We start from the raw sequence: 16,442 nt of genomic DNA on the forward strand, positions 1-16,442 counted from the left end.
GTCAGCCTTCGGGGTGGGTCAGCCGACGGTGAGGTGGTCGACGTTGGGCAGCCCGGTCGCGCTGGTCGGGCTCAGCCGGACCGTGTTGCTGCCGGCGTTGAGCGAGACGCTCAGGTTCTTGGTGACCCAGGTCGTCCACGCGCCGGTGCCTTCGAACGACACCGTGCCGACCGTCGATCCGTTGACGATCAGGTTCGCGGCCCGTGCGGCGGTCGTGCCGTTGGCGAACCGCACTCCCAACGTCCGGGAACCGGCTGCCGACGCGCTGACCGTGAACTGCGCGTACGCGCCGCTGGCGTTGTTGCCGTTGCAGAATCCGCTACCGGTGAAGCCGGTGTGGTTCGAGTCGATCGTGCCCTGGCACACCGCCGGCGCGGTCTCCGCCTCGTACCGCTGCCCGACCGGCGGTGGACTCGACGGTGGCGTGGTGGTCGGGTTGACGCCGGAGTACCAGGTGGCTTCGCGGCTGGTTTGGCGGATGCCGTTGGTGCCGTTGAAGAAGCGTTGGCCCCAGCTGGTGAGTTGGTTGGGGTTGAAGTTGGTGACCATGTCGAGGTAGGCGACGTCGCCGCTGTTGCCGCTCCAGGACCAGCCGATGTAGCCGATGCCGTTGGCCTGGGTGTGGTTGAAGATGGTTTCTTCGTCGGGGTTGCCGTCGGAGTGGTTGTGGCCGAATTCGCCGACGACGATGGGGAGGTTGGCGGAGCGGAAGCGGTTGAGGTAGTCGGTGACTTCGTTGGCGGTGTCGTAGACGCCGTACATGTGGACGGAGAAGACGGTGTTGCGTTGGGGGTCGCTGTTGAAGACCGCCTGCGCGTTGTTGCGCATGATGAATTGCCAGTCTTGGCCCCACATGGGTGCGTCGACCATGAGTTGGTGTTCGTAGCCGGCGTTGCGGAGCCGGTTGATGGCGTTGCTGGTGGCGGTGGGCCAGGTGGCGGAGACGCCGGCGTTGTTGCCCATCGGTTCGTTGCCGATGTTGATGATGATGAAGTTTTCGGTGCCGGCGAGTTGCGGGCGTTTGCCGATCCAGTAGGTGGCGGCTTGGTCGAGGGTGGCGGCGCCGGCTTGGTCGCCGTATCCGGTGGTGTCGTGGACTTCCAGGACGCAGATGAGTCGGTTGGTGCGGCAGAGGTTGACGATGGTGGGGATGTCGTTGCTGGGGCCCCAGCGTTGGCCGCTGCCGAGTACGACGCGGACGGTGTTGGCGCCCAGTGCCTTGATGTTGGCGAATGAGGATGTCTGGGTGGGGGCCCAGACGTGGTGGTGGCTGACGCCGCGGATGACGAAGTTGTTGCCGTTGGCCTCGACGATCCGGCCGTTGCTGACGCGCAAGCCAACAGCCGCGTCAGCGGGTTTGACGAAGAACATGACCGAGGCGAGCATGGCCAGCGCCGCGGCGCCCATGATCGCGATCTTTCGTTTCATGGTTCACCTCAGGTAGGTGTGGGTGGAGTCCATGGCCGGGGGGCCGCACGCCGTCGTCTGCCGTGGAGTATGTGACGCGGCGTGCGGCCCCCTGCTTGTGGAGCGTCAGGCAGCGCTGACGTTGAGGTGGTCGATGTTGGGCAGCCCGTTCGCGCTGGTCGGGCTCAGCCGGACGGTGTTGCTGCCGGCGTTGAGCGAGACGCTCAGGTTCTTGGTGACCCAGGTCGTCCACGCGCCGGTGCCCTCGAACGACACCGTGGCCACCGTGGCGCCATTGACTATGAGATTCGCGGCTCGTGCGGTGGTCGTGCCGTTGGCGAACCGCACTCCCACGCTCGCGGTCCCGGCCGCAGCCGCGTTCACCGTGAACTCCGAGTACGAGCCGACCGCGTTGGCCGCGTTGCAGAATCCGCTACCGGTAAAGCCGGTGTGGTTGGTGTCGATGGTGCCCTGGCACACCGCTGGCGCGGTCTCCGCCTCGTACCGCTGCTCCGTCGGCGGCGTCGGCGACTGGCTGCCCGTGGGCGAGGTCGTCGGCACCGGAGACGGCACCAGCGGGCACGAGCTCTGGTACGAGCGGATGCCGCTCCAGTTGCCCAGCGGGCACAGGAACTGGGTGTACCGGGTGTCGCTGTCCACGAAGATCTTGAACCAGGGGATGACGTTGCGCATCATCGTCGTGTTGTTCGACGTCGGGAAGCCGTGGCCCGCGCCGCTCAGCTCCAGATACGCCTTCTCGACCCCGGACGGGATCTTGTTGTAGTTGCTCACCACGCTGGACGGGGTGACCGTGCCGTCGTTCTGCCCCGACAGGAGCATCGTCGGCACCCGCACGTTGGCCGTGTTCGCCGAGAAGATGGCGGGCGCCAACCCGATCGCGGCCTTCAGCGAGGGGCGCTGCTGCGCCGCGTACATCGCGCCGCCGCCACCCATCGAGTGGCCCATCACCGCGGTCCGGCTCGCGTCGACCCGGTCCCGCACCGAACTGCGCTGCGTCAGATAGTCCAACGCGGCCAGCAGTTGCGTGCCGCGGGCGTTGTCCCAGTCGTTGCGGCTGTTGGTGTCGATGCCGATCACCACGAACCCGAACGAGGCCAGCCAGTGCCCCATCCACGCGCCCTCGGCCGCCCAGGTGGCGGTGTAGCCGGGCACGACCGCGATCGCGCCGAACCTGCCCTGGCTGGTGTCGGTCGGGTAGTAGATGACCCCACCGCCGAAGCCGTTACCGGATCCCACACTCGTCTGCGCGGTGGCGAACGTGCCGCGGTTGGCCGAGATGCTGGCCGGCGTCGGGTCCGGGCCGCGCTGGTACGGGTTGTCGGCCGCCAGCGCCGGACGGACCACGACGGCGACCCCGGCCGCCGCGATGACCGCCGCGGCGGCGACCGCGATCCGTCTCCACATCGGACCCGAGCGCCGCGGCTTCAGCCGATCCGTCCGGGCGTCCCCCGGCGTCTGGGTGTCGATCTCTTTGTGTGGCATTGCGATGTGCCTCCTTGCCGGACACGGCAGATGGACGTGGGAATCTGGGTGCTCCCGCCCAGCGGCCGGCCACCTGGCCACTCGGCTGACGAGCCGTTGTGGCCACGGCCTGCTGGACGTGGGTCGGGATGTCGCGGCGCCGTTCGCGCTGCGTGCCTCTTGGCTCCCGCCGAACCAAGACGTGTCAGATAGTTTGACCTGGAGATGCGAAAGTGTCAAACGATTCATCTCGATGTACCGCCGTGGGTAAGCCCTCAACGAGCCCACGATCAGGGCGTCCCTCAAGCCGCTAGAACGACTTGAGGGACGCCCTGATCACTATCGCCCTCACGCACGCAGATTGACGCTGTTCAGTTGGCAGTACAGGACAGTGTCGGCGCGCTGTTGGTGCCGTTCCACGCTCCGATGAAGCCGAACGTCGTGCTGGCGCCGGCCGCCAGGTTGCCGTTGTACCCGACGTTGCGGGCGGTCACGGTCGAGCCGGAGGAGGAGACGGTGGCGCTCCACGCCTGGGTGACCCGCTGGCCGTTGGCGAACGTCCACGTGACCGTCCAGCCGCTGACCGCCGAGTTGCCGGCGGTGACGCGCACCTCGCCCTGGAAGCCGCCCGGCCACTGGTTCACGATGGTGTACGTCGCCGCGCACCCCCGGGTGCCGGCCGTGGGGCTGGCCGTCGGGCTCGCCGACGCCGACGGGCTGACCGACGGGCTCGCCGACGCCGATGCCGTCGGGGTCGGGTTGACTCCACTGTAGATGGTGGCTTCCCTGGCGGTGGCCTTGAGCCCGTTGGCGCCGTTGACGATCCGCTGACCCCACGTGGTCAACTGGTTGGGGTTGAAGTTCGTGGTCATGTCCAGGATCGGGTCGCTGTTGCCGCTCCACGACCAGCCGAGCCAGCCCATGCCGCGGGCCTGCGCCTCGGACAGGATCGTGTCGTGGTCCACCTCGTTGGAGTTGAACCGCCAACCGAACTCGCCCACCACCAACGGAAGGTTCATGGTGCGGAACGCGTCGAAGTACGACCTGATCGTCGCGGCCTGGTTGTACACCGAGTACATGTGAATGGAGAACACGAGGTTGCGCTGGCTGTCGGCGTTCCAGACGGTCTGCGCGTTGTCCCGCATCGTGTTCGTCCAGTCCTGGCCCCAGTTCGGCGCGTCCACCATGATCAGGTGCTCGAAGCCGTTGGTGCGCAACTTCCGCACCGCGTTCGCGGTCGCGGTGGTCCACTGACCGGGGTTGGTGTTGCCGATCGGCTCGTTGCCGATGTTGATGATGACGTAGTTCTCCTGGCCGACCAGGTTGTCCTTCTGGCCGATCCAGTAGTTGACGGCCTCGTCGAGGCTGGCGGCCGCGCCCTCCTCACCGTAGCCGGTGGTGTCGTGCACCTCCAGGACGCAGATCAGCTTGTTCTGCTTGCAGTAGTTGATCACCTGCGGCACGTCGGTGGACGGACCCCACCGCTTGCCACTGCCCAACACCACCCGCACCGTGTTGGCCCCCGCGGCCTTGATGTGACCGAACGACGCCGTCTGTGTCGGTGACCAGACGTGATGGTGGTTGACCCCGCGCATGATGAACGTCTGGCCGTTGGCCTCGACGACATCGCGCCCGCTGACGTGCAGGCCGACCGCGGCGTCGGCCGGGCGGACAAAGGTCATGATCGAGGCTCCGACCGCTAGGGCGGTGATGCCGCTGAGGATGAGTCTTTTCTTCATGGCCAACCTCATGAGTAAGCCCCGGAATTGAGGCGACGATGGCGCGTCGACTCCCACGGGCGGTGCCCAACGCTCGTGGAATGACGCGGCCGTTGCGGTTGTAACGTTTGCAATTCCGGCTCGTGAGGAGAGTACGCCGCACCGGCCATCGACGCAATCGCTCGTGATCAGGTGGTCAGCGGCCGCGGCGCGGCGGCGGCGCGGTGGACGCGCGGACCTTCAGTGCCGGCCGGAAGTGCGTCTCGCGGTGCGTGTGGTCGGGATTCGCCTCGTCCAGCAGCAGCTCGGCGGCGGCACGGCCGAGCTGGTGCTTCGGCTGGTGCACGGTGGTCAGGGCGGGTGAGAGCCGGGCGGCGAAGTGCAGGTCGTCGTAGCCGACCACGGAGATCTCGTCGGGGACGCGCACGCCCGCCGCGTCCAGTCCCTCCAGCACGCCCAGCGCCGCGGTGTCGTTGAGGCAGATGATCGCGGTCGGCGCGGGCCTGGTGGCCAGGATCTGCGCGACCGCCCGCGCGGCGGCGGACACCGACGACCGGTGGTGGTCCGACATGCGCACGTCGACGAGCGCGCGGGCAGGGTCGAGGCCGGCGGCCGTCAGGGCCAGCCGCACGCCCTCGCGCCGGCGGGCGACCGGACCGGGGTCGATCGCGCCCGCGAGGAAGGCGATGCGGCGGTGGCCGAGCGAGACGAGGTGTTCGGCCGCGAGCTCACCGCCGGCGACGTCGTCGACGGCCACCGCGCACAGGTCCAGTTGCCGGCGCGGGTGGTCGATCAGGATCACCGGCGTGCCGCGCTGGCTGACCTGCAGCAGCAGCGTCGGGTCGGGATCGATCGGGGAGATGATGATGCCGCGCACCGCCTGCTCCTGGAGCAGGCCGAGCAACTGCTTCTCCTTGGCCGGCTGGAGGTCGGTGCTACAGGCCAGCACCATGCAGCCGGCCTCGCTGAGGGCGTCCTCGATGCCCCGGTTGAGCTCGGCGTAGAAGGGGTTGGCCAGGTCCAGCGTGATGCTGCCGACGATCGGGCTGGGCACCCCGCGCAGCTGGCGGGCCGGCCCGTGGGGCACGTATCCGACCGCGGCCATCGCCTGCTCCACGCGGTGACGCGTCTGCGGGGCCACGATCGAGGGCCGGCTCAGCACGTTGGCGACCGTGGATACCGATACCCCCGCCGCCTGGGCCACCTCTCGCATGCCGCTGCGACCCAAACCCGCCCTATCGGCCACCCTCGACCTCCCGAAGTTTCGGGTTCACCGTACTGGCACCACAAAGACCCTGGTTGCGCCGGGGCCAGCCACGACGTACCGTGCAGCAGAGCCGGATTACAAACGTTACAAGAGCGCGGTGCGCGCTCGCTAGACCGTGCCCTCGTCGCGGGCCTCCGACGCAGAAGGCCGGTCAATCACCCCTCAGGAGTCACCCATGCGTCGTGGTTCCCCCTTCTATGCCCTTCTCGCCGCGCTGCTGCTGGCGGCGGTCACCTTCGTCGCGGTCCGGCCCGCCGAAGCCGCCGAGCCGGTGCGGATCATGCCGCTCGGCGACTCCATCACCGGCTCCCCCGGCTGCTGGCGCGCCCTGCTGTGGAACCAACTGCAGAACGCCGGCCACACCAACATCGACTTCGTCGGCACGCTGCCGCCGCAGGGCTGCGGCGTCGCCCACGACGGCGACAACGAGGGCCACGGCGGCTTCCTCGCCACCAACATCGCCAACCAGAACCAGCTACCCGGCTGGCTCAACGCGACCCACCCGGACATCGTGATCATGCACCTGGGCACCAACGACGTCTGGAGCAACATCGCCCCGGCGACCATCCTGGCCGCGTTCGGCAAGCTGGTCGACCAGATGCGGGCCAGCAACCCGAGCATGAAGATCCTGGTCGCGAAGATCATCCCGCTGAACCCGAGCAGCTGCTCCGCCTGCGGCCAGCGCGCGGTCACCTTCAACAACGCGATCCCCACCTGGGCGGCCTCGAAGTCGACAGCGGCCTCGCCCGTCACCGTGGTCGACCAGTGGACCGGCTTCAACACCGCCACCGACACCGGCGACGGCGTGCACCCGAACAACTCCGGCAACCAGAAGATCGCCGCCAAGTGGTTCCCGCCGCTGGCTCAGGCGTTGAGCGGGGTCACACCGACCACCCCGCCGGCCACCACCCCGCCCGTCACCACGCCACCGGCCACCACCCCGCCGGTCACCACGCCGCCCGCGCCGCGTGGGTGCACCGCGGCGTACAGCGTCGTGAGCCAGTGGCAGGGCGGCTTCCAAGGCGAGGTCCGCGTCACCGCCGGCAGTTCAGCGATCGGGGGCTGGACGGTGACGTGGACGTTCGGCAACGGGCAGCGGGTGACCCAGGCGTGGAACGCCACCGTCTCCTCCTCGGGCTCGACCGTGACCGCCCGCAACGTCGGCTACAACGGCAGCCTCGCGGCCGGCGCCAGCGCGACCTTCGGCTTCATCGGGTCCTGGACCGGCACGAATACGGCCCCCTCGGTGTCCTGCATCGCGGGCTGAACCATCACATGACAACGGAAGGGAGTGCGCCGTGACATCACCCCTCGCGGGCGCGGCCACAAACCGCAGAAAGTTTCTTGGACTGGCCGGCCTCAGCGCGGTGAGCGTGGCCGGTGGCGGGTTGCTGACCGGCTGCGGCGAAGAGCGCAGCGGCTCCGGCGGCACCGCCGACACCGGCAAGTTCGCCGACGTCCTCCCGGCCAAGGGCGAGCTGCCCGCCGGACTGCCCAAGCCGGACCTGCCGGGTGTGAAGCCCATGCCCGACGCCTACAGCTCGTTCCCCACCAACCTGGTCGACGCGATCAGCGAGAAGCCGGGCACCAGTGGCAAGGAGATCAGTGCCCTGACGCCGGCGTGGGGGCCGGCGCCACCCGGAATGGCCAACAACGCCTACATCCAGGCGATCAACGCGGAGCTCGGCACCCCGGTCAACTTCAGCACCCACGACGGTCTGACCTATGTGGACAAGCTGAACACGCTTCTCGGCGCGCGGGACGTACCCGAGCTGCTCTGCGTGCCGCAGTGGGAGGTCGACCGGCTGCCGCGCTTCTCCGACGCGACGAAGGCGCTCTTCGAGGACCTCACGCCGTACCTGGCCGGCGACAAGGTCAAGGCGTACCCGATGCTGGCGACCTTCCCGACGGAGGCCTGGCGGACGTCTGTGTGGAACGGGCGCCTGATGGCGATCCCGAACCCGACCGACGGTCCGTTCGCCTGGTCGTTCTTCTACCGCAAGGACCTGCTCGACGCGAAGGGGTTGACCTACCCCAAGACCATCGACGAGCTCTTCGAGATCGGCAAGCAGGTCACCGACCCCCGCAAGGGCGTCTGGGCCTTCAACGACATCACCAAGATGGTGGCGATGCTCCACAAGGCGCCGGGGTCGAAGACCGGCTGGCGGTTGAAGCCCGACGGCACCCCGGAGCACCAGCTCGAGACGCCCGAGTACAAGCAGGCCATCGAGTTCATGGCCAAGGTCTTCAAGGCCGGCCTGGTCCACCCCGACGTGGTCGCCACCAGCGGCGGCGACGCGAAGGACCTGATGGAGAGCGGCAAGATCCTGTTCCTGCAGGATGGCCCGGGCACCTGGCAGGGCATGCAGGCCGAGCAGCAGAAGATCACGCCGACGTTCAACATCCAGCCGGTACCGATCTTCTCCGCGACCGGCGGCGATCCGCTGGTCTGGGGCGACTGGGAGCCGATCTCCTGGCTGTTCATCCGGAAGGGCCTCGCGAAGGAGCGGGTGGAGGAGCTGCTGCGGATCATCAACTGGTGTTCCGCGCCGTTCGGCACCAAGGAGTGGGTGCAGCGCGAGTTCGGCGTGGAGGGCAAGCACTTCACCAACCCGTCCGCCCCGGCCAAGACCGAGCTGGGCTTCAAGGAGATCGCCAACCAGTACTTCTTCATCAGCGGCCGCCAGCCGGTCATCCCGCCGGCACCGGAGACGCCCCGGTACGTCAGCGAGCTGGTCGCGTACAACAACGCGATGGTCAAGTACCTGGAGAAGGACCCGTGGGAGGGCATCAAGATCGAGTTCCCCGCGGCGTACAAGGCGGCGAGCACCCCCAACGAGGACAAGATCACCGACATCGTGCGCGGCCGGCGCCCGCTGTCGGACCTCGACACGCTCGCCAGCGACTTCCGCTCCAAGAACGGCGGCGACGAGGCGCGTGACCTGCTGGCCAAGGCGCTGTCCAACGGCGGCAAGTGAGCGCACTCGCACATGAGCGCATCTGAAACGACCGTCGTGGCCGGGTCCGGCGAGCAGCCGGCCCGGCCCGCGGCCCCCTCGGGCAAGAAGCCCCGGCGCCGAAGCCGCGCGCCACTGCGGGCGCGGCTGCGCCGGGACTGGCCGCTGTTGCTGATGACCGTACCGGCCGGGCTGCTCCTGCTGGCCTTCCACTACCTGCCCACGCTGGGCAACGTGGTGGCGTTCCTGGACTACAACCCGTACGCCGGCGACACCCCGCTGCAGGCGCTGTTCTCCAGCGTCTGGATCGGCTTCGGCAACTTCGACCTGATCTTCAGTGACCCCGCGTTCTGGCAGGCCCTGGAGAACACGCTCACGATCACGGTGTTCCAGCTGGTGTTCTTCTTCCCGCTGCCGATCGCCATGGCGATCCTTGTCAACAGCGTGCTGTCGACGAAGGCGCGCTCGTTCATCCAGACCGTGGTGTACCTGCCGCACTTCTTCAGCTGGGTACTGGTGGTGACGTTCTTCGTGCAGATGCTCGGCGGCGCCGGGCTGCTGTCGCAGGAGCTGCGCCAGGCCGGCGTCGACCCGCCCAACATCATGACCGACCCGGACACCTTCATCGTCCTGGTCACGGCGGAGGCGGTGTGGAAGGACGCCGGCTGGGGCATGATCATCTTCCTGGCGGCGCTGGCCACCATCGACCCGAACCTGTACGAGCAGTCCGCTGTGGACGGTGCGGGCCGTTGGCGGCGCCTGTGGCACATCACGCTGCCCGGCCTGCGTCCAGTCATCGTGCTGCTGCTGATCCTGCGGCTCGGCGACGCGCTGTCGGTGGGCTTCGAGCAGTTCATCCTGCAACGCGACGCGGTCGGCCGCGGCGCCGCCGAGGTGCTCGACACGTTCGTCTACTACCAGTCCATCGCCACCGGAAACTACGGCTTCGGCGCCGCCGCCGGCCTGTTCAAGGCGGTGGTCGGCCTGGTGCTCATCCTGGTCGCCAACAAGGTCGCCAACATGATTGGCGAGCGGGGGTTGATTTCGCGCTCATGACTTCCCGACGTGCCCCCTGGGAGGAGAAGCCCACCGTGGTGGGCTCGTTCCTCAAGTTCCTCGCGCTCAGCGTCATGGTGCTGGTCGTGCTCATTCCGATGTGGTCGGTCCTCGTGACCAGCCTCGCTTCCCGGGAGACCCTCGCCGAGGCGGGCGGGAGCATGGTGTTCCTGCCAAAGGAGATCGACTTCACGGCGTACCAGACGATCCTGTCCGGCGGCATCGTCACCCGGGCGCTGTGGATCAGCACGCTGGTCACCGTCGCCGGCACCGCGATCAGCCTCACCTTCACCGTGCTGGCCGCGTACGGCCTGTCGCGGCCGGGATCGGTCGGGCACCGGCCGATCCTGTTCTACTTCCTGCTGACCTTCCTCATCTATCCCGGCCTGGTGCCCACCTACCTGGTGGTCACCGGCGTCGGGCTGAAGGACAGCCTGTGGTCGCTGATCCTGCCCACCGCCATCAGCGTGTTCAACCTGGTCGTGATGCGCGGGTTCTTCCAGAACATCCCGCAGGACCTGCTCGACAGCGCGCGCATCGACGGCGCCGGCGAGTTCCGCATCCTGCTGCGCATCGTGATGCCGCTGTCGAAGGCGGTCATCGCCGTGGTCGGCCTGTTCTACGCGGTCGGGTACTGGAACGCCTGGTTCAACGCGCTGCTGTTCATCGACAACAGCGACAAGTTCCCGCTCCAGATCGTGCTGCGCAGCATGATCCTGCTGGGGCAGTCACCGCAGTTCTCCGGCGCGACGACCGGATCGCTGCCACCCACCGAGTCCATCAAGATGGCGGTCGTGGTGCTCACGATCCTGCCCATCCTGGTGATCTACCCGTTCGTGCAGCGGCACTTCATCAAGGGGGTCATCCTCGGCGCGATCAAGGGCTGAGATCCGCGACGCTCACCCGGGTACCGGTCTCGAACGACCGGATGATCGCGCCGGCGACGACGAGAGCTCGCTGGCCGGCGCGGGCGTGCACCGGCGGTTCCCGCCCGTGCCGCAGCGCGTCGAGCAGGTGGTCGACGTGCCGGTCGAAGGTGTAGTGGAAGTCGCGGTCGTGGTCGTTGAAGTAGCCGGCCTGCCAGACCCGTGCGGTCTCGTCGCCGGCCGCCTGGTACGTGAAGCGGCGCACGGTGTCCTCGATGACCAGCCGGCCGGCGGTGCCGTTCACCTCGACCAGGTGCGTGGCGGGATAGGAGTACGACGAGTCGTAGCTGCCGACCAGGCTGCCGACGGCGCCGCTGGCGAAGCGCAGCGCGACGACGAGCGTCGACCAGCCGCGCCCGGTGACGTCGGTCATCTGGGCCATCACGGAGTCGACGGGTCCGCACAGGTGCTCCAGCATGTCGAGCCCGTGGCACTGGGTCTCGATCAGGTTGGCGTGCGGGTGTGCGCTGGTGCCCGCCTCGCCGCCGAACCGCCACGTCGCGAACACCAGCGTGCCGAGGTCGCCGCACGCCACCGCCTCGCGCGCCATCCGGACCGGCCGGGCGTACCGGTGGTTGAAGTTGATGGCGAAGAACAGGTCGCGCGCCTGCGCCTCCGCCAGCAGCACGGCGCCCTCGTCGGGCGTGAACACGAGGGGCTTCTCCACCAGCAGCGGGAACCCGGCCCGGATGACCCGCAGCGTGGGCTCGAAGTGACCCTCGTTGGGCAGACAGACCGAGACCAGATCGGGGCGTTCGCGGTCGAGCATCTCCTCGATGTCGACATAGGAGCGTGCGCCGTAGCTGGCCGCCCGCGCCGCCGTACGCCGCGGGTCACGGCCGACGATCGCGACCAGCTTCGTGTCCGGGCGGGCGGCGAACACGTTGGCGTGCTGCAGGCCCCACCACGCGCCGGTGCCGACCACCGCGACCCGCGTCGGCGGCCCGCTGCCGTCCGGCGAGGGCCGGGCGGGGACACCAGGAGCCCATCTGGCGGCGGTGTTCATCGCAGCCCTCGACGGGAGAGCCGGGACTGGACGAGGACGACGACGATGAGGAACGCGCCGCTGACGACCTGCTGGTAGTACGCGGTCAGGGTGCCGACCTGGTTGATCAGGTTCTGGATCACCTTGAGCAACAGGACGCCCGCGAGGGTGCCGCTCAGCGACCCGGCCCCGCCGGACAGCAGCGTGCCACCAATGACGACGGCCGCGATCGCCTCCAATTCGCGCCCCTCGCCGATCGTGGGCAGGCCCGACTGGGTCTGCGCGGCGACCAGTACGCCGGCCAGGCCGGTCAGGACCGCGCTCAGCACGTACACCAGGGTCTTGACCCTCGCCACCGGCAGCCCCATCAGCTCGGCGGCCTCCTCGCTGCCGCCGATCGCGAACACCGCCTGGCCGAAGCGGCTCCGGTTGAGCACGACGAGCGCGACGGCGAACACGGCCAGTGCGAACCACACCGGCGCGCCCACCCCGAGGAAGCGGGCCTGTCCCACCCGGGTCAGGGCCAACTCCGCCGGGATGATGTAGACCTGGTTGCCCTCCTTCGACACGGCGAAGGCCAGGCCCCGCGCGAACAGCAGGCCGGCGAGGGTCACGATGAACGGCGCGATCCGGGCACGCCCGACCAGCACACCGTTGGCGAGGCCGAACAGGGCGCACACACCGAGCGGCACGAGGATCGCGGCCGGCGTGCCCCACCGCGACGCGTACGCGGTCAGCACGCCGGAGAGGGCCAGCAGCGAGCCCACCGACAGGTCGATGCCGCCGCTGAGGATCACGAACGTCATCCCGATCGCGATGAGCAGAAGGTACGAGCTGTCCAGCGCGATGTTGCCGAGGTTGAGCGCGCTGGCGAAGCGGCCACCGAAGACGGCGGTGCCGGCTACCAGTACCAACGCCAGGACCACCGGGGCGCTACCGCGCCGGGCCCAGAGGGCGACCGGCGCGGACCCTCTCCCCCGGGCCGCGCCCGGCCGCTCGGTCGGCGGGTTCGCCACTGCCGTCATGCCGCGCTCCGTCCACGTTGGACATACACTGCCGCCACGATGATCGCCGCCTGCACCATGCGCGCGGTGGAGTCGGGCAGGTTGTGCTGGATGATGGTGGCGGTGATGAGCTGCATCAGCAGCGCGCCCATGAGCGTGCCGACGATGCGGACCCTCCCGCCGGACAGTGGCGTGCCGCCGACGACCACCGCGGTGATGGCGCTCAGCTCGATGAGCAGGCCGACGAACGACGGGTCGCTGGCGCCCTGGCGGGCCGTGCTGAGCACGCCGGCGACCGCCGCGAGCAGGCCGCTGACCGCGTACACCGTCACGAGGGTGCGCTTGACGGGCAAGCCTGCCAGCGTGGCCGCTGAGCGGTTGCCGCCGATCGCCAGCACCCGCCGGCCGAACGCGGTGCGCCGCATCGCGACGCCGGCCACCACCGCGACGCCGATGACGATCAGCACGCTCACCGGTACGCCGAGCACCGCGCTGTTGCCTAGGGCGCCGAGCGTCGGATCGAACAGCTCGACGAGCCGGCCGTCGGCCAGTACCAGCGCGAGCCCGCGCCCGGCCACCAGCAGGCCGAGCGTGGCGATGATCGGCTGCATGCCGGCGAACGCGACGAGCCAGCCGCTGGCGAGGCCCATGGCCAGCCCGGCGGCCAGCGCGACGACGATGGCCGGCCAGACGCCGTAGCCGATGTAGAGCGGGATGAGGGCGGCGGCGAGCGCCATCGTGGAGCCGACCGACAGGTCGATGCCTTCGGTCGCGATGACCAGCGCCATCCCCACGGCGACGATCGCGACCGGCACGACCTGCACCAGTTGCAGCCGTAGGTTGGTCACGGTCGCGAAGTGCGGGGTGAAGGCGAGGTTGAACACCAGCAGCGCGGCGATGGCGATGTAGACGCCGGCCGCCTGGATCCGCTGCGGGAGCTTGGTGGTGTCGCGCGGACGGACCGCCTGAAGTGTCACGGCCGTTCCTCCCCGCCGGCCGCGATCGCTTGCATGATCCGGTCTTCGCTTATCTCCGTGCCGCGCAGGGTGCCCACGACGGCGCCGTCGCGCAGCACGAGCACCCGGTCGGAACCCTCGACGACCTCCTCCAGCTCGGAGGAGATGAGCAGCACGCCAAGGCCCTGCGCCGCCAGTTCGTCGATGAGCGCCTGGATCTCGGCCTTCGCGCCGACGTCGATGCCGCGGGTGGGCTCGTCCAGGATGAGCACCTTGGGGTACAGGCACAGCATCCGCGCCAGCAGGACCTTCTGCTGGTTGCCGCCGGACAGCTCGCGAACCTTCTGGTCCGGGCTGGACGCCTTGATGCGCAGGCGCTTGACGAACGTGTCGACGAGCGCGTCCTGCCTGCGGTCGGACAGGAAGCCGGCTCTCGTCAGCCGGGGCAACGCGGCGAGCACGATGTTGTCGCGGACCGACAGCTCGCCGATGACGCCCTCGCTGCCGCGGTCCTCGGGCACCATCCCGATGCCTCGCCGGATCGCCGCGGCGGGCGACCACCGGCGGCGGGCCGGCTTGGCGCCGGCGCTCGCGCGGGCTTCCGCGCCGACGCGTACCGAACCGCTGTCGACCGGATCGGCGCCGAACACCGCCTTGGCGGTCTCGGTACGCCCGGAGCCGAGCAGCCCAGCCAGACCGACGACCTCGCCGGCGTGCACGTCGACGCTGACGCCGTCGAGCAGCGGCCGGCGGGTCAGCGCCTCGGCCCGCAGCACCAACTCCCCGGCGGCCGCCTGGTGCTGTTCGCTGAAGCTGGTGGCGCCGTGCTCGCGCACGTCGGCGACGTCCCGGCCGAGCATCGTGGCGACCAGCCGCAGCCGGGTGGTCTCCGCAACCGGTCCACTGTGGACCACTCGGCCGTCACGGAGCACGGTGACCCGCTGGCACACCCGGAACACCTCGTCCAGCTTGTGCGTCACGTACAGCACCGCGATCCGCTGGCGGCGCAGCAGCTCGATGACCTCGACCAGCCGGTCGACCTCGCGCGGTTCGAGCGAGGACGTCGGCTCATCCATGATGACCACGCGGGCGTCGGTGGAGAGCGCCCGCGCCACCGCGATCATCTGCTGGACACCGAGGCCGAGCTCGCCCAGCGGTCGCCGGACGTCGGCCGTGATGCCGTACCGGCGCAGCACCTCGCGCGCCTGCCGGTTCATCCGCCGGAAGCTGATCAAGCCGAGGCGGTTGGTCGGCTCCCGGCCCAGAAACAGGTTTCCGGCCACGCTGCGCATCGGCACCAGGTTGACCTCCTGGTAGATGGTGCTGATGCCGGCCGCCTGCGCCTCCCGCGGGCCGGCGAACAGCACCGGTTCGTCGAGATAGCACACCTGGCCCTCGTCGGGATGGTGTACGCCGGTGATCAGCTTGATCAGCGTCGACTTGCCGGCGCCGTTCTCACCGACCAGGGCGTGGGCCTCGCCCGGGTACAGGTCGAGCGAGACCCCGTCGAGTGCCCGGACGCCCGCGAACCGCTTGCTGACCGCCCGGACCCGCACAGCCGCTGTCGTCATGCAACGCCTCGCTAGTACGCGTTGGCGAGCTCGGCGCGGGCGTTCGCCTGCGTGTACTCCTTGTCGGAGATGATGGTCTTCTCCGGCACGCCCTTGCCGCTGTAGAAGTCCTCCAGGGCCTGGAACGCGAGTGGCCCGAAGCGCGGGTTGGACTCGATGACGCCCGAGATCCAGCCGTCGAGAATGCCCTGCACGGCGCCCTTGGTACCGTCGATCGTGATGATCTTTACGTCGCCGGCCTTCTTGTTGGCCGCCTTGAGCGCGGCCACGGCACCCAGGGCCATCTCGTCGTTCTCGGCGTAGATGGCACTGATGCCGGGGTTGGCGGTGATCAGCTGCTCGGTGACCTTCTGGCCCTTCTCCCGGGTGAAGTCGCCGGTCTGCTCGGCCACGATCTTCAGGCCGGAGTTCTTGGCCGTGAGCTGGTCCTTGAAGCCCTTCGTGCGGTCGACGGTCACGTTGACGCCCGAGGCGCCGAGCAGGATCGCGACGTCGCCCTTGCCACCGGTCACCGTCATCATGGCGTCGGCGGCACGCTTGCCCTGCTCGACGAAGTCCGAGCCGATCCAGCCGACGTAGTCGGTGCACGCCGTCTTCGTGGTCAGCAGCCGGTCGATGGTCATGATCGGTACCTTGGCGTCCTGGGCCGCCTTGAGAGCGGGGTCGAGGCCCTCGGAGTTCAACGGGGAGATGATCAGCGCCTTGGCACCCTGGGCGATCATCCCCTGGATGTCCGCGATCTCCTTGTTCAGGTCGGACTGCGCGTTGGTCGTGATCAGCTTGATGCCCCGTTTGGCGGCCTCGTCCCTGATGGACTGCGTCTCGGTGATCCGGAACGGGTTGGCTTCCTTCTCCGACTGCGCGAACCCGACGGTGACGCTCTTGAGGTCGAGCTTCGGCACGCCGCCGTTGTACTTGTCGTGCGTGCACGCTGCCGTGCCGGCGGTGCCCCGCACCTGCTGCTGGGCCGCGCCGTTCGAGGTGGTGGGGGTTTCGTTGGCGGTCTTGGTGCATCCGCTCGCCGCTATCGCGAGCGTGACGAGGGAGGTGGCGGCGATGGCGTTCCTGGCGAAGCCACGTGACCGGGACATCGGCGGACTCCGTTCATAAGTG

Annotated in this window: 13 protein-coding genes; 4 read left to right on the plus strand and 9 right to left on the minus strand. The window is 69.0% G+C overall.

Features of this window, described 5'->3' with window-relative positions; translation table 11 throughout:
* Positions 1 to 18: 18 nt before the first annotated feature.
* From QMG73_RS08940 to QMG73_RS08955, 4 genes are all read right to left on the minus strand, one after another.
* Positions 19 to 1,428: a cellulase family glycosylhydrolase gene (locus QMG73_RS08940; protein ID WP_281893703.1), complete on the minus strand. Its 1,410-nt coding sequence runs from the start codon at positions 1,426 to 1,428 to the stop codon at positions 19 to 21.
* 105 nt (positions 1,429 to 1,533) lie between these two features.
* Positions 1,534 to 2,910: a poly(ethylene terephthalate) hydrolase family protein gene (locus QMG73_RS08945; RefSeq protein WP_281893704.1), complete on the minus strand. Its 1,377-nt coding sequence runs from the start codon at positions 2,908 to 2,910 to the stop codon at positions 1,534 to 1,536.
* A 350-nt stretch (positions 2,911 to 3,260) separates the two neighbouring features.
* Entirely contained in the window at positions 3,261 to 4,628 is a 1,368-nt protein-coding gene (locus QMG73_RS08950; RefSeq protein WP_281893705.1) for a cellulase family glycosylhydrolase, read from the minus strand.
* A gap of 175 nt (positions 4,629 to 4,803) precedes the next feature.
* Positions 4,804 to 5,820 carry a LacI family DNA-binding transcriptional regulator gene (locus QMG73_RS08955; RefSeq protein ID WP_281893706.1) on the minus strand — a complete coding sequence of 339 codons (1,017 nt, stop codon included), beginning with the start codon at positions 5,818 to 5,820 and terminating at the stop codon, positions 4,804 to 4,806.
* A gap of 229 nt (positions 5,821 to 6,049) precedes the next feature.
* Here QMG73_RS08955 and QMG73_RS08960 point away from each other — a divergent pair, with 229 nt between their 5' ends.
* Genes QMG73_RS08960 through QMG73_RS08975 form a run of 4 tightly spaced genes read left to right on the plus strand, consistent with a single transcriptional unit; the run spans position 6,050 to position 10,774 of the window.
* Positions 6,050 to 7,141 carry a cellulose binding domain-containing protein gene (locus QMG73_RS08960; RefSeq protein ID WP_281893707.1) on the plus strand — a complete coding sequence of 364 codons (1,092 nt, stop codon included), beginning with the start codon at positions 6,050 to 6,052 and terminating at the stop codon, positions 7,139 to 7,141.
* A 31-nt stretch (positions 7,142 to 7,172) separates the two neighbouring features.
* Positions 7,173 to 8,852, plus strand: coding sequence for an extracellular solute-binding protein (locus QMG73_RS08965; RefSeq protein ID WP_281893708.1), 1,680 nt, complete (start codon positions 7,173 to 7,175; stop codon positions 8,850 to 8,852).
* Positions 8,853 to 8,864: 12 nt separating this feature from the next.
* Complete coding sequence (locus tag QMG73_RS08970; RefSeq protein WP_281893709.1) at positions 8,865 to 9,887, plus strand: ABC transporter permease; 1,023 nt, start codon at positions 8,865 to 8,867, stop codon at positions 9,885 to 9,887.
* Positions 9,884 to 10,774: a carbohydrate ABC transporter permease gene (locus QMG73_RS08975; RefSeq protein ID WP_281893710.1), complete on the plus strand. Its 891-nt coding sequence runs from the start codon at positions 9,884 to 9,886 to the stop codon at positions 10,772 to 10,774. The genes QMG73_RS08970 and QMG73_RS08975 overlap by 4 nt, the downstream gene beginning before the upstream one ends.
* Here the strand turns inward: QMG73_RS08975 and QMG73_RS08980 are convergent.
* From QMG73_RS08980 to QMG73_RS09000, 5 genes are read right to left on the minus strand one after another with little or no spacing between them, the layout of a single operon-like run.
* The gene (locus QMG73_RS08980) at positions 10,764 to 11,819 is read right to left on the minus strand and encodes a Gfo/Idh/MocA family protein (protein ID WP_281893711.1); all 1,056 of its coding nucleotides are present in this window, start codon (positions 11,817 to 11,819) and stop codon (positions 10,764 to 10,766) included. The genes QMG73_RS08975 and QMG73_RS08980 overlap by 11 nt on opposite strands.
* Positions 11,816 to 12,823: an ABC transporter permease gene (locus QMG73_RS08985; RefSeq protein WP_281893712.1), complete on the minus strand. Its 1,008-nt coding sequence runs from the start codon at positions 12,821 to 12,823 to the stop codon at positions 11,816 to 11,818. The genes QMG73_RS08980 and QMG73_RS08985 overlap by 4 nt, the downstream gene beginning before the upstream one ends.
* A complete protein-coding gene (locus QMG73_RS08990; protein ID WP_281893713.1) occupies positions 12,820 to 13,779 on the minus strand; it encodes an ABC transporter permease in 960 nt (319 codons plus the stop codon). The genes QMG73_RS08985 and QMG73_RS08990 overlap by 4 nt, the downstream gene beginning before the upstream one ends.
* Positions 13,776 to 15,329: a sugar ABC transporter ATP-binding protein gene (locus tag QMG73_RS08995; protein WP_281893714.1), complete on the minus strand. Its 1,554-nt coding sequence runs from the start codon at positions 15,327 to 15,329 to the stop codon at positions 13,776 to 13,778. Before QMG73_RS08995 ends, QMG73_RS08990 begins: the two co-directional genes overlap by 4 nt.
* A gap of 11 nt (positions 15,330 to 15,340) precedes the next feature.
* On the minus strand, positions 15,341 to 16,420 hold the full coding sequence (locus QMG73_RS09000) for an ABC transporter substrate-binding protein (protein ID WP_281893715.1): 1,080 nt from the start codon (positions 16,418 to 16,420) through the stop codon (positions 15,341 to 15,343).
* Between the last annotated feature and the right edge of the window lie 22 nt (positions 16,421 to 16,442).

The sequence above is a fragment of the Phytohabitans aurantiacus genome, from assembly GCF_027923225.1.
Taxonomy (GTDB): Bacteria; Actinomycetota; Actinomycetes; order Mycobacteriales; family Micromonosporaceae; genus Phytohabitans; species Phytohabitans aurantiacus.

Coding starts and splice junctions, on each gene's coding strand:
- QMG73_RS08940 (WP_281893703.1), bottom strand. CDS start 1,428: ATGAAACGAAAGATCGCGATCATGGGCGCCGCGGCGCTGGCCATGCTC.
- QMG73_RS08945 (WP_281893704.1), bottom strand. CDS start 2,910: ATGCCACACAAAGAGATCGACACCCAGACGCCGGGGGACGCCCGGACG.
- QMG73_RS08950 (WP_281893705.1), bottom strand. CDS start 4,628: ATGAAGAAAAGACTCATCCTCAGCGGCATCACCGCCCTAGCGGTCGGA.
- QMG73_RS08955 (WP_281893706.1), bottom strand. CDS start 5,820: ATGCGAGAGGTGGCCCAGGCGGCGGGGGTATCGGTATCCACGGTCGCC.
- QMG73_RS08960 (WP_281893707.1), top strand. CDS start 6,050: ATGCGTCGTGGTTCCCCCTTCTATGCCCTTCTCGCCGCGCTGCTGCTG.
- QMG73_RS08970 (WP_281893709.1), top strand. CDS start 8,865: ATGAGCGCATCTGAAACGACCGTCGTGGCCGGGTCCGGCGAGCAGCCG.
- QMG73_RS08975 (WP_281893710.1), top strand. CDS start 9,884: ATGACTTCCCGACGTGCCCCCTGGGAGGAGAAGCCCACCGTGGTGGGC.
- QMG73_RS08980 (WP_281893711.1), bottom strand. CDS start 11,819: ATGAACACCGCCGCCAGATGGGCTCCTGGTGTCCCCGCCCGGCCCTCG.
- QMG73_RS08985 (WP_281893712.1), bottom strand. CDS start 12,823: ATGACGGCAGTGGCGAACCCGCCGACCGAGCGGCCGGGCGCGGCCCGG.
- QMG73_RS08995 (WP_281893714.1), bottom strand. CDS start 15,329: ATGACGACAGCGGCTGTGCGGGTCCGGGCGGTCAGCAAGCGGTTCGCG.
- QMG73_RS09000 (WP_281893715.1), bottom strand. CDS start 16,420: ATGTCCCGGTCACGTGGCTTCGCCAGGAACGCCATCGCCGCCACCTCC.